Origin of the sequence: Variovorax sp. YR216 (assembly GCF_900107745.1) — a bacterium.
Classification (GTDB): Bacteria; Pseudomonadota; Gammaproteobacteria; order Burkholderiales; family Burkholderiaceae_C; genus Variovorax.
On the sequence record NZ_FNRO01000002.1, the window covers coordinates 801,511 to 822,773 of the forward strand.

Consider the following 21,263-nt stretch of genomic DNA (forward strand, 5'->3'; position numbering starts at 1 on the left):
CAGACCTCCGGAGATGGCGTGGAGCGACTCCCGACGCAAGAATGCCACGTTCCGCGCCAGCCGCAAAGGCGCGTGGCGAATCGTCCACAACCTAGCGGGATGGGCTTGGGAGTGGTGTCGGACGGGTTCCTAGGGCGCCGTCGATGACGATCGCCAGATCGCGCGCACCGGGCTTCACCGGCCCCGAACTGCCGATCAGGTCGCCTTCCGTGGGCTGCGCCTGGCCGCTTCGTGAGATGCGAGCCTCCACAATGACCTGGCCTGCGCCCGAGAGGCGATGGTCCGCGCGCATGGCGAGGCTGTCGTCGAGCACGAAGCCGAGCGGCAGGTCGCCGGCGCGGGCTTTCATCACGGCCAGCGGGATGCGCGGGCCCTCGGCGGCGCGTGCGTAGATGAAGACGGTCTCGTTCGCGGCGGGTGTTCTCGGGAGATTGCCGGCGAGCGTCACCCGGCCGGTGATCGCCTCCGCGCCCACCTGTTGCGGTGCCGCCTTGGCGGGCGCGGCCGGTGCGCTGATTTGCGCGATGGTCGAGGCCACGCGCGCCGCGGTCTGCGAATCCGGCGGCAGCAGCCGATGCAGGTGTTGCCATTGCCGCAGGGCTTCCTGGGTGTCGCCCCGCTCCATGGCTGCGCTGGCGGACAGCGCAAGCGCCTTGGGCTGGTTGGGGTCCAGTGCGAGCGCGCGCTGGATCTGGGCGAACGCGAGCCCGTTGAGCACGCCTCCATCCACGCTCGCAAGCACGTCCGCATAGTCGGCGCGCAGTGCCGCCTCGTCCGGCGCAAGCGCCACGGCCTTGCCATAGGCCATGGCCGCATCGCCGGGACGCTCCAGCGCGGCGTAGGACCGCGCGAGCATGACCCATCCTTCGAGATCATCGGGTTCGCCGCGCAGGCGCTGGGCGAGCTGGTTGACCATGCCTTCGATCTGCGCGGCGCTGGGTGCGCCGGCAGCGTCATGCCCATGGCCCGGATCGGACGCCTGCCAGAGTGCGATCGGATTGCCGAGGTGCAGGTACAGCACGATCGCCGCGCTGGGCAGCAGCGCGAGCAGCGCTGCGGCAAGGAGTGGAGAAGGGCGACTGGATGCGGACGCCGCCACATCGAGCGAGCCCGCGTCGTCGAGCAGCCGGCGGCCCACTTCGTCACGCGCCTCGCGGCGATGTTCCGGCGCAAGCATGCCTGCGCGGACGTCGGCTTCGAGGTCGTCCAGCTGGCCGCGATAGAGATCGGCGGCGTCGGATTGCCGGGCTTGCATCGGCCGGCCTGCGCGCAAAAGCGGCGGGAGCAGGCCTGCCATCGTGGCCGCGATCAACGCCGCCGCGATAAGCCAGAAGAGCGTCATTGCGGTGGCTCCGGAGGTCGATCGAGCATCGCATCGAGCCGCTGCCGGTCGGCATCGCCCAGCGCGGCAGGCGACGGGGCACCGCGCCGCCGGTTGCGCACGATCGCGGCGACCACGAACGCCAGCAACAGCAGCGGTCCGAACCAGAGCAACCAGGTCGCCGGCTTGAGCGGCGGCTTGTAGAGCACGAAATCGCCGTAGCGCTGCACCAGGAAGTCCTTGACCGCATCGTCGCTCGCCCCTGCGCGCATCTGTTCGCGTATCTGCCTGCGAAGGTCCACGGCGAGTTCGGCCTGCGAGTCGGCGAGCGTCTGGTTCTGGCAGACCACGCAGCGCAGCTGGTGCGACAACGCGTGCACGCGCGCGTCGAGCTGCTCCTCGTCAGCAGGTGCGCAGAACGCGCCTGCGCAAGCGAAGGCCACCAGGGCGGACGCGATGCATCTACGCATGGCCATCCTTCTCGTGCTCGAGATCGCGCAAGAGGGGCGTGATCGTCTGCTCCAGCACCTCGGGCGTCATCGGACCCGCATGGCGGAAGCGGACCCTTCCGGCGCGGTCGATCACGAAGGTCTCGGGCACGCCATAGACGCCGAAGTCGATGCCCGTGCGTCCGTCGATATCGGACATCGTCGCGGCATAGGGATTGCCCAGACGCTGGAGCCAAGCGCGCGCAGCCGCCGGCTGGTCCTTGTAGTTGAGCCCGTAGACCGGCACTCGGGTGCGCGCCGCAAAATCGACCAGCAAGGGATGTTCCGCCTGGCAAGGCGTGCACCACGAGGCCCAGACGTTGAGCACCCACACCTTGCCTTGCATGTCGCTGCTGCGCAGGCTGCGCCCGTCGCTCTCGAGCAGCGGCAGCTCGAAGGCTGGCGCGGGCTTGCCGACCAGCGGCGACGGGAGCGCGCGCGGGTCGCGGCTCAGCCCGGCCGCGAGCGCGACGGCCAGCGCGAGGAACACGCCGAGCGGCAGCAGGAAACGGGTCATACCTGCGCCTCGCCGTGCACGAGGACTGCCGGCGCGGCGCCGCCGGCAACGCTCGCGCGTCTTGCCAGCCGGTAGCGCCGGTCACTTGCGGCAAGCAGGCCGCCGAGGGCCATCAGCAGGCAGCCGGCCCAGATCCAGCCGACGAACGGCTTCACATAAAGCCGCACCGCCCATCCGTGCTCGCCGAGCGATTCGCCGATGGCGACGTAGAGATCGCGCGTCCACCCGACGTCGATCGCGGCTTCGGTCGTCGGCATCTGCTGGCTGCGGTAGACGCGCCGTTCCGGCGAAAGCGTTGCAACGGGGTGGCCGTTGCGTGTCACGGTCAGCGCGCCGACCAGCGCTTCGTAGTTGGGTCCGACGGCCGGCGATACGCCATCGAAGCGGAAGGCATAGCCTGCCACTTCCACCGTGTCGCCGATCTTCATCGGCAACTCGCGCGTGCTCTCCTGGCTGCTGACCAGCGTGACCCCCGCGATGAACACGCCCACACCGGCATGGGCCAGCAGCATGCCGACATAGCCGGCTGGCAACTGGCGAAGTGCGGCGAGCCGTCGGCCGCCTTGATGGTGCAGGCGGTCGCCGAGACTGGCGATCGCGCTGGCGACGGCCCAGCAGGCGAGCGTCAAACCCAGTCCGGTCAGCGCTGAGGCATTGCGCAGCACCGCCAGAAGGCCGAGCGCGACCGCAAGACTCGCGACGGCGGACCAGCGCAGCCGCTGGGTCACATCCGCAAGCTCGCTCCTGCGCCAGCGCATCAGCGGTGCGGCCCCCATCAGCAGCACCGCGGGCGCCATCAGCGGCACGAAGACCTGTTCGAAATACGCCGGCCCGACGGAAATCTTGCCGAGGCCCAGCACGTCGACCAGCAATGGATACAGCGTGCCGAGCAGTACTGTCGCGGCGGCCACCGCGAGCAACACGTTGTTGGCCAGCAGCAGCGCTTCGCGCGACACCACCGCAAACTCGGTGCGCCTTGCGAGCGCGGGCGCGCGCATCGCAAAAAGCAGCAGCGCGCCGCCGGTCACCAGCCCGAGCAATGCCAGGATGAAGGTGCCGCGCAGCGGATCGACAGCGAAGGCATGCACCGACGTCAGCACCCCTGAACGGACGAGGAAGGTGCCGAGCAGGCTCAGCGAGAAGGTGAAGATCGCGAGCAGCACCGTCCAGGCCCGGAACGCGCCGCGCTTCTCGGTGACGGCCAGCGAGTGGATCAATGCGGTGCCGGCGAGCCAGGGCATGAAGGAGGCGTTCTCGACCGGGTCCCAGAACCACCAGCCGCCCCAGCCCAGTTCGTAATAGGCCCAGGCGCTGCCGAGCATGATGCCCGTTGTGAGAAAAGCCCATGCCGCAAGCGTCCACGGCCGCGCCCAGCGCGCCCATGCGGCATCGAAGTGGCCGGAGATCAGGGCCGCGACCGCGAACGCGAAGCTCACTGAAAAGCCCACATAGCCCATGTAGAGCATCGGCGGATGCAGCACCATGCCCGGGTCTTGCAGCAGCGGATTGAGATCGCGTCCTTCCATCGCGGGCGGCAGCAGGCGCAGGAAGGGGTTCGACGCGAACAGCAGGAAAAGCAGGAAGCCGACGCTGATGGCCCCCATCACGCCGAGCACGCGCGCCACCATCACAGGCGGCAATCGCCGGCTGAAGAGCGACACCGCCACCGACCAGAGCGAGAGCATCAGCGTCCACAGGAGCATCGAGCCTTCATGCGAACCCCAGACGGCGGTGACGCGGTAGGCCAGCGGCAGTGCACTGTTGGAGTTGGCCGCCACGTAGCGCACGCTGAAGTCGTTGTCCGCGAAGGCCCAGGTGAGCGAGATGAATGCCGCCAGCACCAGCGTGCCCTGCAGGCGCGCGGCGGGGCGGGCCACGGCCATCCAGCCGCTTCTGCCGGTCGCCGCGCCGGCGAGCGGCAACACGGCTTGCACCGCGGCCACGAGCAGCGCGACGATGAGGCAGAAGTGGCCCAACTCGGCGTTCATGGCTTCTTCGGATCCGGCGTGGTGTCGCTCGCGTCGACCATCTGGCGTCGCACCTGATCGGCCTTCTTCAGCGCATCGGCGGCTTCGGGCGGCATGTAGTTCTCGTCGTGCTTTGCGAGCACCTCCCTGGCGACGAAGACGCCGTCGCCGCCGAGCCTGCCGTTGGCGACCACGCCCTTGCCTTCGCGGAAGAGGTCCGGCAGAAGCCCGTGATAGACCACCGGCACGGTGTGCGCGGTATCTGTCACGACGAACCGCACCGTCAGGCCGTCGCCCTCGCGCCTGAGCGATCCCTTCTCGACCAGGCCCCCGAGCCGGAAGGTGCGCGCGGCCGGTGCTTCATGGGCTGCCACCTGTGAAGGACTGAAGAAGAAGACGAGGTTCGACCGGAAGGCATTGAGCACCAGCGCCACCGCCACGCCCGCGCACGCGAGCGCCGCGATCAGCATGAAGAGACGGCGTTGCCGTACGGTCATGGGCGGTCGACCCTTGCTGCCTTGAAGCGCAGTCGCAATGCGACGAGCTCGACCGCGATCAGCACCGCCGTGATGCCGAAGGCCGCACCCACATAGCTCGTGTGGCCGCCCGATAGAAGTTGTGAGAACCAGTCCATGCGTTCCCCCCTGGATCAACCGCCAACCACGCCGCGCTCTCGCAGGATGCATCGCACCCGCACCAGCGCGACCGCGATCGAATACATCCAGCAGGCCAGCGTCATCAGCAGCATGCCGGCAAGCATCGTCATCGCCATTGACGGCGCGGCAGTGAGGCTGACCGACGCGCCCTGGTGCAGCGTGTTCCACCAGCGCACCGAAAAGTAGATGACCGGCACGTTCAGCGACCCCACGAGCGCGAGCACCGCGCAGGCGCGTTCGGCGCGGCGCGGTTCGTCGATCGCGGCTTCGAGCGCCATGTAGCCGAGGTAGAGGAAGAGCAGGAGCAGCTCCGAAGTGAGCCGCGCGTCCCATACCCACCAGGTGCCCCACGTGGGCTGCCCCCACAGCGCGCCGGTCAACAGGGCGATCGCGGTGAACATCGCACCGGTGGGCGCGAGCGCGGAGGCCATCGTCGACGAGAGCCGGGTGTGGAAGACCAGGGCCAGCGCCGAATACATCGCCATCACGAGATAGATGAACATCGACATCCACGCCGCGGGCACGTGGATGAAGATGATGCGGTACACCTCGCCCTGCTGCGCGTCGGTCGGTGCGACGAGGAAGCCCACGTAAAGGCCCGCGAGCGCGAACACGAGTGCAGCCGCGAAGAACCACGGCGCGAGCCGCCGCGCGATCGGATCGAAACGCCGCGGTGAGGCAAAGGCGAACCATCGCCAGCGAGGAGCGCCTGCCGCTTCGGGCGCATGGGGCGATGCATTCAGCAGATGGCTCATCGATGTGTTCACTCCATCGCGATGCGCAGTCCGGCCGCGGTGGCGATCGGACAAAGGAAAAGGGACAGTGCGAGGCACGCGCCCAGCAGCGAGAGCTGCGGCGCTACATCGAGCCCCGCGTCGGCCGCCGCGCCCGCACCCGCACCGAAGATCAGCACCGGCACGCAAAGCGGCAGCACGAGAATGCACAGCAGCACCGCGCCGCCGCGAAGACCCAGCGTGAGCGCCGCGCCGACACCGCCGATCAGGCTCAGCACCGGCGTGCCGATCAGCAGCGAGACCGCCAGCAGCAGGGCCGAAGACACCGGCAGTCCGTACTGCTGCGCGAGCAGCGGCGTGAGCATCATCAGCGGCAGCCCGCTGGTGACCCAGTGCGCACAGATCTTCGCAAGCACCAGCAGCGCCAGCGGATGCGGGGAGAGCAGGAGCTGGTCGAGGCTGCCGTCCGCGTACTCCTGCGAGAAGAGGCGCGACAGCGAGAGCATCGAGGCGAGCAGCGCCGCGACCCACAGGATGCCCGGCGCGAGCGCGCGCAACTGCTGCGGATCGGGCCCGATCGCCAGCGGGAACAGGCTGCTCGCGATCACGAAGAACAGCAGGCACGACAGGATGCTGCCGCGCCGTCGCCATGCGAGCGAAACGTCGTGCAGCACGATGGCGGCGAAGAGCCTGGTCATGCGCTATCCGCCCAGGTGCAGCGCGCGGCCATCGACCGACAGCGGCTGGTGCGTGGCGACGACCGCGATGCCGCCCGCGCGCAGGTGCGCATCGAGCTGCGCATGGAAGCATTCGCCGGCGCGCTCGTCGAGCGATGTCAGCGGTTCGTCCAGCAACCACAGCGCGCGCGGCAGCAGCGCGAGGCGCGCAAGCGCCACGCGGCGTCGCTGGCCTTGGGAAAGCGTGCGCACCGGCGCGTGCATCGATGGTGTCATGCCGAACGAGGTCAATGCGCCCTCGATGCGCTTGGCGGCGGGCGTTTCGCCAGCCACACGCATCGCGAACTGCAGGTTCTCGATCGCGCTGAGGTCAGGGTCGATGCCATCCGTGTGCCCCACGTAGGCCAGTGATTGCAGGTAGCCTGATTCGCCGGCCCGCACCGGCCGGTCGCGCCAGCGCAACTCTCCTTCCGCCGGCGGCAGAAGGCCGCTCAGCACGCGCAGCAGGCTGGTCTTGCCGCTGCCGTTGGCACCGGTCACCTGAAGAAGCTCGCCGGGGCCGAGCCTGAATTCGATGCCACTGAAAACAGGCCGCCCGGCGCGGCTGAAACCGAGCCCGCTGGCCGAGAGGCCGGATTCGATGACGGGGTCGTCGAAGCGATCGGGCACGCGCTAGGGTTCCTTTGCCTGGGCCACATCGGGCAGGCGGTGGGCGATGCCCTTGTGGCAATCGATGCAGGTCTTGTCGCCCTCCGCGAGGAAGGTCGAGTGCATGGCCTGTGCGCGGGGGCTCTGGCGCGTGAAGTCCATCGACTGGTAGTCGTGGCAGTTGCGGCATTCGAGCGAGTCATTGGCCTTCATGCGCTCCCACTCGTGCTGGGCCAGTACCAGCCGGTGGTCGAGGAACTTCTCGCGCGTGCTGATGGTGCCGAAGATCTTGCCCCATACCTCCTTCGACGCCTGCATCTTGCGGGCGATCTTGCTGGTCCAGTTGTGCGGCACGTGGCAGTCGGGGCATCGTGCGCGCACGCCGCTGCGATTGGTGTAGTGGATCGTGGTCTGCAGCTCGGGATACACGTTGTCGCGCATCTCATGGCAGCCGGTGCAGAAGGCCTCGGTGTTCGTCAGTTCGAGTGCGGTGTTGAACGCACCCCAGAAGATCACCCCGGCGATGAAGCCGCCCAGCGTGAGAAAGCCCAGGCTGAAATAGGCGCTGGGCCGGTTGATGGTGATCCAGTAGCGCTTGATCAGCTTGAACATGGCGGGCCTGCGCTACTTGGTCGAACCCAGCACGCCGGGCTTGCGCTTCAGGAGCTGTTCGACGTCGACGAAGTTGTTGCCGATGAGCGGCTTCGCATCCGCCTGCGCGACATGGCACTGGGTGCAGAAGTAGCGGCGCGGCGAGACGTCCGCGAGCATGTTGCCGTTGCGGTCCTGGTAGTGCGTGATGCTCACCGGGATCGCGCCGGTCTCCTGCGTGCGCGTGCGCGCATGGCAGAACATGCAGCGGTTGAACTCCTTGTCGACCTGGTAGCCTTCGATGGTGTGCGGGATGGTCGGCGGCTGCATCGCGAAGTTGCGGGTGCGCCGGACGTCCTTGTTCTCGGTCGGGAAGATCGGCGGCGGCTTGGTCTGTTCGGGGATGGGCGTCGGGCCGCGCATCGCATCGACAAGGCCCTGCGACAAGGCCGGCGGCGCGAAGAGCAGGGCCGAGAAGGCGACGAGCAGCATCGCCCACACGGTGCGCGCGAGGGTCCAGGATCGGCTGAGCTTCGTCATGGCTGGGCTCCTAGACTTTCGTGATCTTGATCGCGCACTTCTTGAAGTCGGTCTGCAACGAGATCGGGCAGGTCGCATCCAGCGTGACCTTGTTGATCAGCTGGCTCGCGTCGAACCAGGGCACGAACACCAGCCCCTGCGGCGGCATGTTGCGCCCGCGTGTCTCGACCCGCGTGCGCATCTTGCCGCGCCGCGAGGCGATCTCGACCTCGACACCGCGTCGCAGGCCGAGCTTCTTCGCATCCTCGGGATGCATGAAGCACACCGCGTTCGGCACCGCACGATAGAGCTCGGGCACGCGCCGCGTCATCGAACCCGAATGCCAGTGTTCGAGCACGCGGCCGGTCGCGAGCCAGAACGGGTATTCCTTGTCCGGCGATTCCGCAGGCGGCTCGTAGGGCAGCGCGAAGATCACCGCCTTGCCGTCCGGGTTGCCGTAGAACTGGAAGCCGGTGCCGGCCTTCACGTAGGGGTCGCTGCCTTCGCGGTAGCGCCAGAGCGTTTCCTTGCCGTTGACCACCGGCCACCGCAGCCCGCGTGCCTCGTGGTACATGTCGAAGGGCGCGAGGTCATGCCCATGGCCGCGGCCGAACATCGCGTATTCCTCGAACAGCCCCTTCTGGATGTAGAAGCCGAAGGCCTTCGCCTCGGCGTTGGCGTATTCGGGATTGGTGTCCTTCAGCGGGAACTTGTCGACCTGCCCGTTGCGGAAGAGCACATCGAACATCGTCTTGCCCTTGACCTCGGGCTGCTTCTCGATGAGCTCGGCGGGCCAGACTTCCTCGATCTTGAAGCGCTTGGAGAACTCCACGAGCTGCCAGAGGTCCGAGCGCGCCTCGCCCGGGGCGTCGACGAGCTGATGCCAGAACTGCGTGCGGCGCTCGGCATTGCCGTAGGCGCCTTCCTTCTCGACCCACATCGCGCTCGGCAGGATGAGGTCGGCCGCCAGCGCGGTCACCGTCGGATAGACATCCGACACCACGACGAAGTTGTCGGGGTTGCGGTAGCCCGGCCAGCCTTCCTGCTGGAGATTGGCCGCGGCCTGCATGTTGTTGTTGACCTGCACCCAGTAGGCGTTGAGCTTGCCGTCCTTGAGCATGCGGTTCTGCAGCACCGCGTGGTAGCCGGGCTTGTCGGGGATGGTGCCCGCGGGCAGCTTCCAGATCTCTTCGGCGTGCTCGCGGTGCTTGGGGTTGGCCACGAGCAGGTCTGCCGGCAGGCGGTGCGAGAAGGTGCCGACCTCGCGTGCGGTGCCGCAGGCCGATGGCTGGCCGGTGAGCGAGAACGGGCTGTTGCCGGGGGTCGCGATCTTCCCTGTCAGCAGATGCAGGTTGTAGACCATGTTGTTGGCCCAGGTGCCCCGCGTGTGCTGGTTGAAGCCCATGGTCCACAGCGACATCACCTTGATGTTCGGGTCCGCATAGAGCTCGGCGAGCCGGTCGAGGTGCTCTTTCGACACGCCCGAGAGCTTGGTGACGTACGCGGCGTCGTACTTGGAGACGAACTTCGCGAAGTCCTCGTAGGTGATCGGCGTCGACGCGTTCGGGTCGCCCGCGTTCTTGGCTTCCTTCTGCAGCGGGTGCTCGGGCCGCAGGCCATAGCCGATGTCGGTCACGCCCTGCTTGAACACGGTGTGCTTGTTGACGAAGTCCTGGTTGACCTTGTTGTTGCGGATCAGGTAGTTGGCGATGTAGTTCATGATCGCCAGATCGGTCTGCGGCTTGAAGATGATCGGCAGGTCCGCGAGGTCGAAGGAGCGGTGGGTGAAGGTCGACAGCACCGCCACCTTGGTCTTCGGCGCGCTCAGGCGGCGGTCGGTGACGCGGGTCCACAGGATCGGATGCATCTCCGCCATGTTCGAGCCCCACAGCACGAAGGCGTCGGCGGCTTCGAAGTCGTCGTAGCAGCCCATCGGCTCGTCGGCGCCGAAGGTGCGCATGAAGCCGGTGACCGCCGAGGCCATGCAGTGCCGCGCGTTCGGGTCGATGTTGTTGGAGCGGAAGCCGGCCTTGTAGAGCTTCGAGGCGGCATAGCCTTCCCAGATCGTCCACTGGCCCGAGCCGAACATGCCGACCGCCGTCGGCCCCTTCTCCTTGAGCACGCGCTTGAACTGCTGCTCCATCAGGTCGAAGGCCTGGTTCCAGGTGACGGGCTTGAAGTCGCCGTCCTTGTCGTACTTGCCGTTCTTCTGGCGCATGAGCGGCTGGGTCAGCCGGTCGCCGCCGTACATGATCTTCGAGAGGAAGTAGCCCTTGACGCAGTTCAGGCCCTTGTTCACTTCGGCCTGCGGATCGCCTTGCGTCGCGACCACCTTGTTGTCCTTGACCGCGACCGTCACGCCGCAACCGGTGCCGCAGAATCGGCAGGGCGCCTTCGACCATTTGAGCCTGGTCATGTCGCCGTCGGTGACGAAGTTCGCAGCATCAGCCGGCAGCGTCACGCCGGCCACCGATGCCGTGGCGGCGACCGCGGTGCGTTTAATGAAGTCCCGGCGCGTGGTCATCGGTCATCTCCTCCTCCATGGAATCGGCGTCCTCGTTGTGCTGGTAGACGAGGGCGGCGGACAGAACACCGTCCAGCCGATGCAGGCATTCGAGGTGTGCGGCGATCGCGCGCATGGTGGGCGCCTCGAGCGTCACCACCAGCTTGCCGGCATCGTTGCCCGCATGGATCTCCGCGCCTGCCATCGCTTCGATGGCGGCACGCACTTCGCCGAGCCTCGCCGGATTGGCGTGCACGACAACGCCCGCGATATGCCATTCCTCGGCATGCCGTTCGGGCTGGATGGGGATGAGGCGCTTGGCAATTGCCACTGTTGATCTCCTCCTGGCGGGACCATGGGTCTAGAGAGGCAGGGGCACAAGGCTCCTGGCTCCTGTCAATTGCGCCCGCGCACCACCGTTAGTGCGAAGGAGGGCCGCTCACGAGCTGGTACATCCAGACAAGGAATCCGTACCCGCCGACGACGATGACGGACAGCACGGGAACCATGACGGCCGTCAGGAAGAGAAAGCTGCGAAGCTCCTCATTCTTGCGCTGTGGGTCGAGCGCATCCTTGCTTTCCATCGTGGTCGTCCTTCTTGTTGTGGATCAACCTGCCGCAGACGAGCAGTACGGGGCAAATTAAAGGCAAGCGCCATGGGCTTGTCAAGGAAGGAAAGGGAACCGTCTCGCGACTCGTCGAGCTTGCACCAAAGGGCAATTGACGCGCTTGCTCCAAAGCGGCATGGCTATTCGCCGGTCTCCGCCGCGCCGCCCTGCATCTCGTCCACGCGTTGCATGTTCTCGAGCATCTTGAGCAGGTAGTGCAGCGTGTGGCTGATGTCGTTCACCGAGAAGCCTGCGAGCGCTTCCTCGTAGTAGTCGTGGATCTTCGGCTGCGCTTCCTTCAGCCATACATGTCGCCCTGACGCGGTCATGGTGATCAGCCGCGAGCGGCGATCGCGGCCGTCCGGCGCGATGCTCACATGCCCGTCGCGTTCCATGCGGCTGAGCAGGCCCGACAGGTTCTGCCGGCTGACCATCAGGTAGCGCGCCAGATCGCCGACGCTCATTCCGCCCTCGGCCTGTTCCCGCGACAGCGCGCCGAGCACGGCCCATTGCTGCGTCGTCAGCCCCTGGGCTTCGACCGCCTTGGTGCCAGTTTTATGCAACATATTTGCACATTGGTACAGCCGAAAGAACACGCGATTGGCGAGCTCCATGCGCGCGACATCCTTGTTTTCCCTAGGTTGCTTCATGAAATTCTCACAAAAAAGCACTTGCAAAGCGCAGACCGTGCTGCCAATAATATGACAACACATTGACGTATATGCAGACAGCCGACGGCTGAACTGTTCCGACGATAGCAAGCATTCAGACGCAAGGAGAACCGACATGCAGAGATTCGAAGGCAAGACCGTGGTGGTGACCGGTGGCGGCGGCGGAATCGGTGGGGCGACCTGCCGCCGCTTCGCACGCGAAGGCGCGAAGGTCGCGATCTACGACCTGAACCCCGAGGCGGCAGAAAAGGTCGCCGCGCAGATCCGCGAGGAAGGCGGCGAGGCGATGGCCTTCCGTTGCGACATCACCGACCGCGCGAGCGTCGATGCCGCGGTGGAAGCCACGCTGCAGAAGCTCGGCCCGATCGACGTGCTGGTCAATAACGCTGGCTGGGATGTGTTCAAGCCCTTCACCAAGACCGAGCCCGCGCAGTGGGACAAGCTCATCGCCATCAACCTGACCGGTGCGCTGCACATGCATCACGCAGTGCTGCCGGGCATGGTGGCGCGCAAGGCGGGGCGCGTCGTCAATATCGCCTCCGACGCGGCGCGCGTGGGCTCATCCGGCGAGGCGGTCTACGCGGCCTGCAAGGGCGGGCTGGTGGCGTTCTCGAAGACGCTGGCGCGTGAGCATGCACGCCACAACATCACGGTCAACGTGGTCTGCCCGGGGCCGACCGACACCGCGCTTTTCGCCGACTACAAGGAAGGCGCGGGCAACCCCGAGAAGCTGATGGAAGCCTTCACGCGCTCCATTCCGCTCGGTCGGATCGGCCAGCCGGACGACCTGCCCGGCGCGATTCTCTTCTTCGCCAGCGATGACGCCGCCTTCGTCACGGGTCAAGTCCTGAGCGTTTCCGGCGGCTTGACGATGAACGGCTGACCACCGGCCTCCCTTGAACCTTCACCGAAAGAACACCATGGACTACGAAGACATCCTCTACGAAGTGCGCAACCACGTGGCGTGGATCACCATCAACCGGCCCGAGAAGATGAACGCCTTCCGCGGCCAGACCTGCGACGAGATCATCCGCGCGCTCAATCGCGCGGGCTACGACCGCGACATCGGCGCGATCGTCCTGGCCGGCGCGGGCGAGAAGGCCTTCTGCACCGGCGGCGACCAGTCCGCGCACGACGGCAACTACGACGGCCGCGGCACCATCGGCCTGCCGATGGAAGAGCTGCACACCGCGATCCGCGACGTGCCCAAGCCGGTGATCGCGCGGGTGCAGGGCTTCGCGATCGGCGGCGGCAACGTGCTGTGCACCATCTGCGACCTGACCATCTGCTCGGAGAAGGCGATCTTCGGCCAGGTGGGTCCGAAGATGGGTTCGGTCGATCCGGGCTATGGCACCGCCTTCCTCGCGCGCGTCGTCGGCGAGAAGAAGGCGCGCGAGATCTGGTACCTCAACAAGCGCTACTCGGGCCAGGAGGCGGTCGCGATGGGGCTGGCCAACATCTGCGTGCCGCCCGAGAAGCTCGACGAAACCGTGCAGGAGTGGGCCGAGACCATCTGCGAGCGCAGCCCGACCGCGATCGCCATCGCCAAGCGCAGCTTCAACATGGACACGGCGCACCAGGCCGGCATCGCGGGCATGGGCATGTACGCGCTGAAGCTCTACTACGACACCGACGAATCGCGCGAGGGCGTGGCCGCCCTGAAGGACAAGCGCAAGCCCGAATTCCGCAAATACGCCAAGTAACCCTCGACGCTCGCGCCACTCCAGGAGACAAAGAGATGAATCCCTACATCGACGAAGACCTCGCGGCGCTGGCCGAGCATGCGCGCCGCTTCGCCAGCGGCCGGGTGGCGCCGGGCTTTCTTGAGCGCGACAGGACGCGCGTGCTCGACCGCGCGCTCATGCGCGAGATGGGCGAGATGGGCTTCATCGCGCCCGAGCTGTCCGAAGCGCATGGCGGCCAGGGCATGGGCTGCCTCGCGGCTGGTGTGATCCATGAAGAGATCGCGCGCGCCGACCTGAGCCTGAGCTACATCAACCTGCTGGCATCGCTCAACGGGCAGATCCTGTCGCACCACGCGCGGCCCGAAGTGGCGCAGCCGTGGCTCGAGAAGCTCACGCGCGGCGAGGCGCTGTTCGCCATCGCGCTCACCGAGCCGCGCGGCGGATCGGACGCAGCCAACCTGCGCCTGCGCGTCGAGCGTGTGGGCGACGACTACGTCATCAACGGCGAGAAGACCTCCATCTCCGCCGCCGATCAGGCGGATGCGGCGGTGGTCTTCGGCCGCACCGGCACCGTCGAATCCGGCGCACACGGCGTGACCGCGCTGCTGGTGCCGATGGACCTGCCGGGCATCACGCGCAACCGCTTCGACTGCCACGGACAGCGTGCCATCGGGCGCGGATCGCTCTTCTTCGAGAACGTGCGCGTGCCCATCGATCATCGGCTCGGTGATGAGAACAGGGGCTTCGTTCAGGTGATGCAGGGCTTCGACTTCTCGCGTGCGCTGATCGGCATGCAGGTGCTGGCCGTCGCACGCGTGGCGCTCGAAGAGACCTGGGAGTACGTCGCGCAGCGCGAGGCCTTCGGCAAGCCGCTGTCGGCCTTCCAGGGCGTGTCGCATCCGCTCGCCGATTTCGACACGCAGGTCGAGGCCGCGCGCCTGCTGTGCCTGCAGACGCTCTGGCTCAAGGACAAGGGCGCACCCCACACCGCCGAGGCCGCGATGTGCAAGTGGTGGGCGCCGAAGCTCGCCTACGACGTGATCCACCAGTGCCTGCTGATGTTCGGCCACGGCGGCTACGACCGCGGGCCGATGGAGCAGCGCCTGCGCGACGTGCTCGGCTTCCAGATCGGCGACGGCACCGCGCAGATCATGAAAACCATCATCGCCCGCACCCGCGCAGGACGCGAAGCGGTCCCGGCCTGAGTCCTTTCCTTCGACTTTTCACACCAACCACGACGAGGAGACAAAAGCATGGAATTCGACGCCGTACTCATTCCGCCGCGCCGCAAGCGGATGGTCGCGCAGGGCCTCTGGCATGACCGCACCATCAACGACGACCTCGATGCCTGCGTCGCCGCTTGCCCGGACAAGGTCGCGCTCACCGCGCTGCGCGTGGAGGAGGGCGGAACCACGCGCTTCACCTACCGCGAGATGGCGCGCATGGCCGATCGCATCGCCGTCGGGCTCGCGCGCCTCGGTGTGCGCCGTGGCGACGTGGTGGCCTGCCAGTTGCCCAACTGGTGGCAGTTCACGCTGACCTACCTTGCGTGCGCGCGCATCGGTGCGGTGATGAATCCGATCATGCACATCTTCCGCGAGCGCGAACTGTCATTCATGCTCAAGCACGGCGCGGCCAAGGTGATGATCGTGCCCAACCGCTTCCGGGGCTTCGATTTCGAAGCCATGCTGGCCGGCCTGCAGCCGGATCTGCCCGAACTGAAGCACGTGGTCGTGGTCGGCGGCAGCGGCGACAACAGTTTTGAAGCGCTCCTTAGCGGCCCCGCATGGGAAGAAGCCGCCGATGCGAAGGACATCCTTTCGCGCAGCCGACCGGCCCCCGATGACGTGATGCAGCTCATCTACACCTCGGGCACCACCGGCGAGCCCAAGGGCGTGATGCACACCGCCAACACCACGATGGCGAACATCTTTCCGTATGCAGCTCGGTTGCACCTGGGCAGCGATGACGTGGTGCTCATGGCCTCGCCGATGGCGCACCAGACCGGCTTCATGTATGGCCTCATGATGCCCATCATGCTCAAGGCGAGCGCGGTGCTGCAGGACATCTGGGACCCGGCCCGCGCGGTGGCGCTGATCCAGTCCGAAGGCGCGAGCTTCACGATGGCGTCGACGCCGTTCCTCACCGACCTCACGCGTGCGGTGGCCGAAGGTGGCGGCGCGGTGCCGTCGCTGCGAACCTTCCTCTGCGCGGGCGCGCCGATCCCCGGCCCGCTGGTGGAGCAGGCCCGCAGCGTGCTCGGCACCAAGATCGTCTCGGCCTGGGGCATGACCGAGAACGGCGCCGTGACGCTGATCGAGCTCGGCGACGATGACGAACGCGCCTTCAACACCGACGGCCATCCGCTGCCGGGCGTGGAGATCAAGGTGGTGGACGTGGACGGCAACGTGCTGCCGCCGGGCGAGTCGGGCGAGCTGATGCTGCGCGCGTGCTCCAACTTCGGCGGCTATCTCAAGCGGCCGCACCTCAACGGCACGGATGCGGACGACTGGTTCGACACCGGCGACATGGCGCGCATCGACGAGCGCGGCTACCTGCGCATCACCGGCCGCAGCAAGGACGTGATCATCCGTGGCGGCGAGAACGTGCCGGTGGTGGAGATCGAAGCGCTGCTGTACCGCCACCCGGCGGTGCAGATGGCGGCCATCGTCGCCTACCCCGACGAGCGCCTCGGCGAACGGGCCTGCGCGGTGGTCGTGCCGCGGCCGGGCCAGAGCATCGACCTGCCGTCGATCGTCGACTTTCTCAAGGCGCAGAAGGTGGCGCTGCAGTACATCCCCGAACGCCTCGTGGTGCGCGACGCGATGCCTGCGACGCCGTCGGGAAAGATCCAGAAGTTCAGGCTGCGCGAGATGCTGCGCGGCGAATTGGCGTGAACCCATCCCCACAAGAACGAACGGAGACAAGGAACATGAGCAATCGATTCAAGCGTGCTGTCGCGACCTGTGCGGCACTGGCCATCGGCTTCGGCGTCCTCGGCGCGGCCCATGCGCAGAGCGCCTGGCCCACCCGGCCCGTGCGCATCGTCGTGGGTTTCGCGCCGGGCGGCAGCACCGACGTGATGGCCCGCATCCTCGCGCAGCAGCTCACCGAATCGCTGGGGCAGACGGTCCTCATCGACAACAAGCCCGGTGCGAGCGGCAACATCGCCGCCGCCGAGGTGATCCGCGCGGCCCCCGACGGGCAGACCTTCCTGATCGCGCCGACCTCGGTCGAAACCGCGAACCCGTCGCTGTTCAAGTCGAACATCCTGCCGTCGCGCGATCTCACGCCGGTGGGCACCATCGGCCGCACGCAGATGTACCTGGTGTCGAAGCCGCAACTCGCGGTCAAGGACGCGCGGGACCTGGTCGCGCTCGCGAAGTCGCAGCCCGGCAAGATGTCCTACGCATCCGCCGGCACCGGCACGCCTCCGCACCTGGCATGCGAGATGTTCAAGGTGGCGTCGGGCACCTACATCACGCATATCCCGTATCGCGGCGCTGCGCCCGCGCTGCAGGACGTGATGTCGGGCCAGGCCGATTTCGTCTGCGATCCGGGCATCGCGTTTCCGCACATCCGCGCAGGCAAGGTCAAGCTGCTGGGCATCGTGAGCGCCAAGCGCTCGCCGTTCTTCCCGGATGTGCCGACGGTCGGCGAGCTCGGCTTCAAGGAAGCGGATCTCGACATCTGGTTCGGCCTCTGGGCGCCCAACGGCACCGCGCCGGAGATCGTGACCCGACTGAACCGCGAACTCGGCAAGGCCATGACGCAGGCGGCGGTCAAGTCGCGTTATGCCGATCTCGGCGCCGAAACCGCCGCGATGAGCCCCGCCGAATTCAAGGCGCTGCTCGCCGATGAGAGCCAGCGGCTGAGCACGCTGATCCGCGAACAAAAGATCGTCGTCGAATGAACACGCAGGTCCGCATGGAAGAAGAAGCGCCCGTCCTCGTCGCGACGCACGGCCGCGTCGGGCTCATCACGCTCAACCGCCCGCGCCAGATGAACGCACTCAACGACGCGCTGATGGATGCGCTCGGCGATGCTCTGCGCGCTTTCGATGCGGACGAAGCGATCGGCGCCATCGTGATCACCGGCAGCGAGAAGGCCTTTGCCGCCGGCGCCGACATCGCGGCCATGGCTGACTGGGGCTACATGGACGTGGTCAAGTCGGAATTCATCACGCGCAACTGGGAGACCATCCGCAGCGTCCGCAAGCCGGTGATCGCTGCGGTCGCGGGCTTCGCGATGGGCGGGGGCTGCGAGCTCGCGCTCTCGTGCGACATCGTCATCGCGGCCGAGAGCGCGAGGTTCGCGCTGCCCGAGGTCAAGCTGGCGATGCTACCCGGCGCAGGCGGCACGCAGCGTCTGCCGCGCGCGATCGGCAAGGCGAAGGCCATGGACATGTGCCTGTCGGCGCGCGTGCTCGACGCGGCGGAAGCCGACCGCTACGGCCTGGTCTCGCGCGTGGTGCGAGATGACGAACTGATGCCGCAGGCGCTCGCGCTGGCCGCGAAGATCGCCGCCTTCTCGCTGCCGGCACTGATCGCGATCAAGGAGTCCGTCAACCGGGCCTTCGAGGGATCGCTCGCCGAGGGCATCGGATTCGAGCGCCGGCAACTGCATGCGCGCTTCGCGAGCGACGATGCGCACGAGGGCATGAAGGCGTTCCTGGAGAAACGCGCTCCGGCGTTTGCGCATCGCTGAGCGCGGGGCGCTACGGCGTGTGCCCCGGCGCACCGGGTCGCGATGGCGCGCGCATCGACTTGAGCGCCGCCATCGCGAGCTCTACGCGGCGCTGGAACTCTTCGTCGGTCAGCCGCATCAGCTCGCGCGCTTCGGCCGCATCGGCAATGTCGTGGATGCCGGCGACGACGTGATAGGCCGCCCGCACTGATTTGATCTCGCGCAGAGCCTGCATCGTGAGCTCGAAGGGATCGTGCCTCGACTCGTCGGGCGAGTCGGTGCGGGCGGGGGGATCGTTGGGGAGGTGCGCGTGCGCGCAAGTAGGGTGGACCATCAATGGCCTCCAAGCGGGTTAGGTTTGCAAAACCACCGCTCCCAACGCCAATTGAGGGCGGCAGCTCGAACGGGTTGGCGTACCGGTACCCCGCTTGCGCGAACCGGCGAGCCTCGCGGCTCCCCGCCCGAGCCGCCAAAAAATGGGGCACGAACAAAGAAGCCGCAGACTCCCTGCGGAATGCTGCGGCTTGATCGCAGCGGGGTAAGTCGGGACGCCAATCCCGGTCACGCCTTTGTTTGACGCAACGGGATGCAGTATATCGATGGGCACACCGCGGGCGGCCGAACGCCTTAGCGTCCATGGGAGAAAGCACTACCTATATCCGTTTTGACAATTTGTTACGTCCCCTTCTAGAGTCGCCCGACCTCAAATCTGGAAGAAGAAGGATGACGCTGCTGCGAACTGCCGTGCTTGTGATGCTCACTCTCGTCATGGGCGGCTGCGCCACGCCAATGCGGGTCAGCCTGACGCCCGAGCAGCGGGCGAAGATCACCGAACTCAAAGCGCATGTCGTCGTTGTCCAGGACGAAGTGATCGTGGCGGTGCAGCCGTCCAATGTCGGTGTTGCCACCGGCGGTGGATTGATTGGCGCGATGATCGACAGCTCTGTCACCAACTCCCGCGTCAAGGACTCCCAGGAGGTCATGGGGCCGCTCTATGCGCAGATCGAAGACGTGGACTATCGCAAGGAGTTCAATGAAGCGATCCGCCGGGAGCTCGAGAAGTACCCGATCAAGGTCGCTCAGTTCACGACCACGCCTCGGGCGCTCGGCCGGCAGACACTCGCTCAGCTGCGAAGCACCCTCGAGCCCGGTCAGGCGCTGCTGGTGATTTATCCGCGCTACTTCCTGACGATGGACTTCCGCAATCTGGACACCGAGGCGGTCGTCAGCATGTGGATGAAGGACGGACCCGACAACGTGCCGATTCAACGCGGGGTCCTTCACTACCAATCTCAACCCGTCGGACCGGGCGGCAAGGAGTCGATCGCGCTCTGGGGCAGGCAGGATGCGGCGGAGTTCCGCGCTGCAATCAAGGAGTCGATCGTTGAAACGATCGAGCTCGTGTCGATGGACATCAACCTCGCGGCGCCGGGCGACAAACAGGAGAAGTCACGGGAGTACACCTTCAACGCCGGCGGGCAGCAAGCGCAGATCAAGGGGCGGCTCATCAAGGAAGGCGTCAACCGGTGGATCGTGTTGGGGGACGACAAGAAGCTGTACTCCCTGCCCACGACGAGCAAGGCCGTCGCAGCCGCCAACCGTTGAACAGGATGATCATCATGAAACGCAACGTACTGCTGCGGCCGCTCCTCGCCGGTATCACGGCGGCCATCTGCTCGGTCCAGGCCACTGCCGCGCCCGACAACGGCCCGACGTCCCCCATGGACATCACCTACGACCGCAACGCCCGTGAAACACCGCCCATGGCGCTGGGCGGTACGTGCCCGATCCATGTGGTTTCACCACAGGACGATCGCCAGAACAAGGAGACGATCGGCGCCGGCTTCGGCGGCGCCTTGCTCACGGGAGAGGCCGGGCGCTGGGTGTCGGATGGTCTTTCTCAACTGGCAGAGTTCGGTTTCGCGGTCGACCATGTCAAGGCGGGTGACGTCGTCGGTGACGGGCTGACGGTCGAGACATCGCTGACTCGCGCGTACACCTGGCCGATCGGGATCAAGCTGTTCAGCATGGTCGCGCTGAAGGTCCAGTTCCTCGACAAGAGCGGGGCCGTGGTTCAGGAAAAGCACTATCGCGCCCATGGCGACAAGACCAACATGTGGGGTGCGGACTCGGAGTTCGTCACGACCCTGAACTACGGGCTGAACAACCTGCTGCCGGCCATGGCGCAGGATCTCGTGTCCCTGTGCAAAGGGGGCATGGTGGCGCCCTACACCTATTCAGGGCCGTCGCTGGTCACGAAGAAATAGGACCCCTCACAATATCCGGCTACCCGTTGGGAATCCTCATGTCCTTGCAAACCTGGCTGCTGTATGTCGTCGCTGTCTTCGTGTTGACCGTCACACCCGGTCCGAGCGTCCTCATGTGCGTATCCAACGCAGTCAATCACGGGGTCCGGCGCACGTTCTTTTCCGCCATCGGCAGCGTCACCGCCGTCGTCGGCATCATGGCGTGCTCCGCTGTCGGGGTGGGTGCCGTCCTCGCCGCGTCCGAAACCCTCTTTCATGTCATCAAATGGTTTGGCGTCGGCTACCTGCTGTACATCGGCATCACGACACTGCGCTCCACGACTTCCAACTTCGAACTGCCTGCCGGCACTGCCGGTCGCTCGAGCCGGAAGGCGCTCTATGCGAAGGGCTTTCTGGTGGGAGCAAGCAATCCGAAGGCGCTGCTTTTCTTCACCGCGTTCTTCCCGCAGTTCATCAATCCGGCCGCGCCTCAGCTGTACCAGTTCGCCATCCTTGGCGGCACCTTCGTCTGCTTCGAGTTGTTCTGGTTGATGTCCTATGCTGCGTTCGCTTCGCGGCTTTCTCCATGGTTGCGAGTCAAGGGGCGGGCCAAGGCCTTCAACCGGCTGTCGGGGCTCACCTTCATGGGTGCAGGCGCACTGCTGGCCACCGTCAAGCGTGCCGCCAAGGACGCGTAGGCCGGAAGCCTCGGCTCGACCAACTTGCAAAGCTGCGCGGGGCCGACG

At 66.5% G+C, this 21,263-nt stretch carries 25 protein-coding genes; 9 read left to right on the forward strand and 16 right to left on the reverse strand.

The window, feature by feature from the left end; translation table 11 throughout:
• Positions 1 to 91: 91 nt before the first annotated feature.
• The 15 genes from ccmI to BLW05_RS08835 all read right to left on the reverse strand — a co-directional run bounded on the left by ccmI (position 92) and on the right by BLW05_RS08835 (position 11,879).
• Complete coding sequence (gene ccmI / locus BLW05_RS08765; RefSeq protein WP_093161798.1) at positions 92 to 1,342, reverse strand: c-type cytochrome biogenesis protein CcmI; 1,251 nt, start codon at positions 1,340 to 1,342, stop codon at positions 92 to 94.
• Entirely contained in the window at positions 1,339 to 1,791 is a 453-nt protein-coding gene (locus BLW05_RS08770; RefSeq protein ID WP_093162150.1) for a cytochrome c-type biogenesis protein, read from the reverse strand. The genes ccmI and BLW05_RS08770 overlap by 4 nt, the downstream gene beginning before the upstream one ends.
• Positions 1,784 to 2,326: a DsbE family thiol:disulfide interchange protein gene (locus BLW05_RS08775; RefSeq protein WP_093161799.1), complete on the reverse strand. Its 543-nt coding sequence runs from the start codon at positions 2,324 to 2,326 to the stop codon at positions 1,784 to 1,786. Before BLW05_RS08775 ends, BLW05_RS08770 begins: the two co-directional genes overlap by 8 nt.
• Positions 2,323 to 4,314 carry a heme lyase CcmF/NrfE family subunit gene (locus BLW05_RS08780; protein ID WP_093161800.1) on the reverse strand — a complete coding sequence of 664 codons (1,992 nt, stop codon included), beginning with the start codon at positions 4,312 to 4,314 and terminating at the stop codon, positions 2,323 to 2,325. Before BLW05_RS08780 ends, BLW05_RS08775 begins: the two co-directional genes overlap by 4 nt.
• Positions 4,311 to 4,790 carry a cytochrome c maturation protein CcmE gene (gene ccmE, locus BLW05_RS08785; protein ID WP_093161801.1) on the reverse strand — a complete coding sequence of 160 codons (480 nt, stop codon included), beginning with the start codon at positions 4,788 to 4,790 and terminating at the stop codon, positions 4,311 to 4,313. The genes BLW05_RS08780 and ccmE overlap by 4 nt, the downstream gene beginning before the upstream one ends.
• Positions 4,787 to 4,927: a heme exporter protein CcmD gene (locus BLW05_RS08790; protein WP_093161802.1), complete on the reverse strand. Its 141-nt coding sequence runs from the start codon at positions 4,925 to 4,927 to the stop codon at positions 4,787 to 4,789. The genes ccmE and BLW05_RS08790 overlap by 4 nt, the downstream gene beginning before the upstream one ends.
• 15 nt (positions 4,928 to 4,942) lie before the next feature.
• On the reverse strand, positions 4,943 to 5,704 hold the full coding sequence (gene ccmC, locus BLW05_RS08795) for a heme ABC transporter permease CcmC (RefSeq protein WP_093161803.1): 762 nt from the start codon (positions 5,702 to 5,704) through the stop codon (positions 4,943 to 4,945).
• An 8-nt stretch (positions 5,705 to 5,712) separates the two neighbouring features.
• On the reverse strand, positions 5,713 to 6,381 hold the full coding sequence (gene ccmB, locus BLW05_RS08800; protein WP_093161804.1) for a heme exporter protein CcmB: 669 nt from the start codon (positions 6,379 to 6,381) through the stop codon (positions 5,713 to 5,715).
• A 3-nt stretch (positions 6,382 to 6,384) separates the two neighbouring features.
• Positions 6,385 to 7,029, reverse strand: coding sequence for a cytochrome c biogenesis heme-transporting ATPase CcmA (ccmA, locus tag BLW05_RS08805; RefSeq protein WP_371126923.1), 645 nt, complete (start codon positions 7,027 to 7,029; stop codon positions 6,385 to 6,387).
• 3 nt (positions 7,030 to 7,032) lie between these two features.
• Positions 7,033 to 7,620, reverse strand: coding sequence for a cytochrome c3 family protein (locus tag BLW05_RS08810; protein WP_093161805.1), 588 nt, complete (start codon positions 7,618 to 7,620; stop codon positions 7,033 to 7,035).
• A 12-nt stretch (positions 7,621 to 7,632) separates the two neighbouring features.
• Positions 7,633 to 8,139, reverse strand: coding sequence for a nitrate reductase cytochrome c-type subunit (locus BLW05_RS08815; RefSeq protein ID WP_371126924.1), 507 nt, complete (start codon positions 8,137 to 8,139; stop codon positions 7,633 to 7,635).
• 10 nt (positions 8,140 to 8,149) lie between these two features.
• Positions 8,150 to 10,642, reverse strand: coding sequence for a periplasmic nitrate reductase subunit alpha (gene napA / locus BLW05_RS08820; protein ID WP_093161806.1), 2,493 nt, complete (start codon positions 10,640 to 10,642; stop codon positions 8,150 to 8,152).
• Entirely contained in the window at positions 10,617 to 10,952 is a 336-nt protein-coding gene (locus BLW05_RS08825) for a chaperone NapD (protein ID WP_093161807.1), read from the reverse strand. Before BLW05_RS08825 ends, napA begins: the two co-directional genes overlap by 26 nt.
• Positions 10,953 to 11,040: 88 nt before the next feature.
• Positions 11,041 to 11,205, reverse strand: a complete 165-nt coding sequence (gene napE / locus BLW05_RS08830) for a periplasmic nitrate reductase, NapE protein (protein WP_093161808.1) — start codon at positions 11,203 to 11,205, stop codon at positions 11,041 to 11,043.
• A gap of 164 nt (positions 11,206 to 11,369) precedes the next feature.
• Positions 11,370 to 11,879 carry a MarR family winged helix-turn-helix transcriptional regulator gene (locus BLW05_RS08835; protein WP_093161809.1) on the reverse strand — a complete coding sequence of 170 codons (510 nt, stop codon included), beginning with the start codon at positions 11,877 to 11,879 and terminating at the stop codon, positions 11,370 to 11,372.
• Between the two features lie 136 nt (positions 11,880 to 12,015).
• On the opposite strand from BLW05_RS08835, the gene badH reads away from it, so the two are divergent.
• The 6 genes from badH to BLW05_RS08865 are packed head-to-tail and all read left to right on the forward strand — an operon-like array spanning position 12,016 to position 18,292.
• Positions 12,016 to 12,783 (forward strand): 2-hydroxycyclohexanecarboxyl-CoA dehydrogenase, encoded by a 768-nt coding sequence (badH, locus tag BLW05_RS08840; protein WP_093161810.1) that lies wholly within the window; start codon positions 12,016 to 12,018, stop codon positions 12,781 to 12,783.
• A 37-nt stretch (positions 12,784 to 12,820) separates the two neighbouring features.
• On the forward strand, positions 12,821 to 13,603 hold the full coding sequence (badI, locus tag BLW05_RS08845) for a 2-ketocyclohexanecarboxyl-CoA hydrolase (protein WP_093161811.1): 783 nt from the start codon (positions 12,821 to 12,823) through the stop codon (positions 13,601 to 13,603).
• 35 nt (positions 13,604 to 13,638) lie between these two features.
• Positions 13,639 to 14,790 carry a cyclohexanecarboxyl-CoA dehydrogenase gene (aliB, locus tag BLW05_RS08850; RefSeq protein WP_093161812.1) on the forward strand — a complete coding sequence of 384 codons (1,152 nt, stop codon included), beginning with the start codon at positions 13,639 to 13,641 and terminating at the stop codon, positions 14,788 to 14,790.
• A gap of 48 nt (positions 14,791 to 14,838) precedes the next feature.
• The gene (gene aliA, locus BLW05_RS08855; RefSeq protein ID WP_093161813.1) at positions 14,839 to 16,482 is read left to right on the forward strand and encodes a cyclohexanecarboxylate-CoA ligase; all 1,644 of its coding nucleotides are present in this window, start codon (positions 14,839 to 14,841) and stop codon (positions 16,480 to 16,482) included.
• Positions 16,483 to 16,517: 35 nt separating this feature from the next.
• Complete coding sequence (locus tag BLW05_RS08860) at positions 16,518 to 17,498, forward strand: Bug family tripartite tricarboxylate transporter substrate binding protein (protein WP_093161814.1); 981 nt, start codon at positions 16,518 to 16,520, stop codon at positions 17,496 to 17,498.
• Positions 17,499 to 17,512: 14 nt separating this feature from the next.
• A complete protein-coding gene (locus BLW05_RS08865; protein WP_093162154.1) occupies positions 17,513 to 18,292 on the forward strand; it encodes an enoyl-CoA hydratase in 780 nt (259 codons plus the stop codon).
• A gap of 10 nt (positions 18,293 to 18,302) precedes the next feature.
• Here BLW05_RS08865 and BLW05_RS08870 read toward each other — a convergent pair whose 3' ends face one another.
• The gene (locus tag BLW05_RS08870) at positions 18,303 to 18,605 is read right to left on the reverse strand and encodes a hypothetical protein (RefSeq protein WP_093161815.1); all 303 of its coding nucleotides are present in this window, start codon (positions 18,603 to 18,605) and stop codon (positions 18,303 to 18,305) included.
• A 389-nt stretch (positions 18,606 to 18,994) separates the two neighbouring features.
• Here BLW05_RS08870 and BLW05_RS08875 point away from each other — a divergent pair, with 389 nt between their 5' ends.
• The 3 genes from BLW05_RS08875 to BLW05_RS08885 are packed head-to-tail and all read left to right on the forward strand — an operon-like array spanning position 18,995 to position 21,215.
• A complete protein-coding gene (locus tag BLW05_RS08875) occupies positions 18,995 to 19,876 on the forward strand; it encodes a hypothetical protein (RefSeq protein WP_093161816.1) in 882 nt (293 codons plus the stop codon).
• A 14-nt stretch (positions 19,877 to 19,890) separates the two neighbouring features.
• Positions 19,891 to 20,538: a hypothetical protein gene (locus BLW05_RS08880; protein WP_143044799.1), complete on the forward strand. Its 648-nt coding sequence runs from the start codon at positions 19,891 to 19,893 to the stop codon at positions 20,536 to 20,538.
• Between the two features lie 38 nt (positions 20,539 to 20,576).
• Positions 20,577 to 21,215 carry a LysE family translocator gene (locus BLW05_RS08885; protein WP_093162156.1) on the forward strand — a complete coding sequence of 213 codons (639 nt, stop codon included), beginning with the start codon at positions 20,577 to 20,579 and terminating at the stop codon, positions 21,213 to 21,215.
• Positions 21,216 to 21,263: the final 48 nt, after the last annotated feature.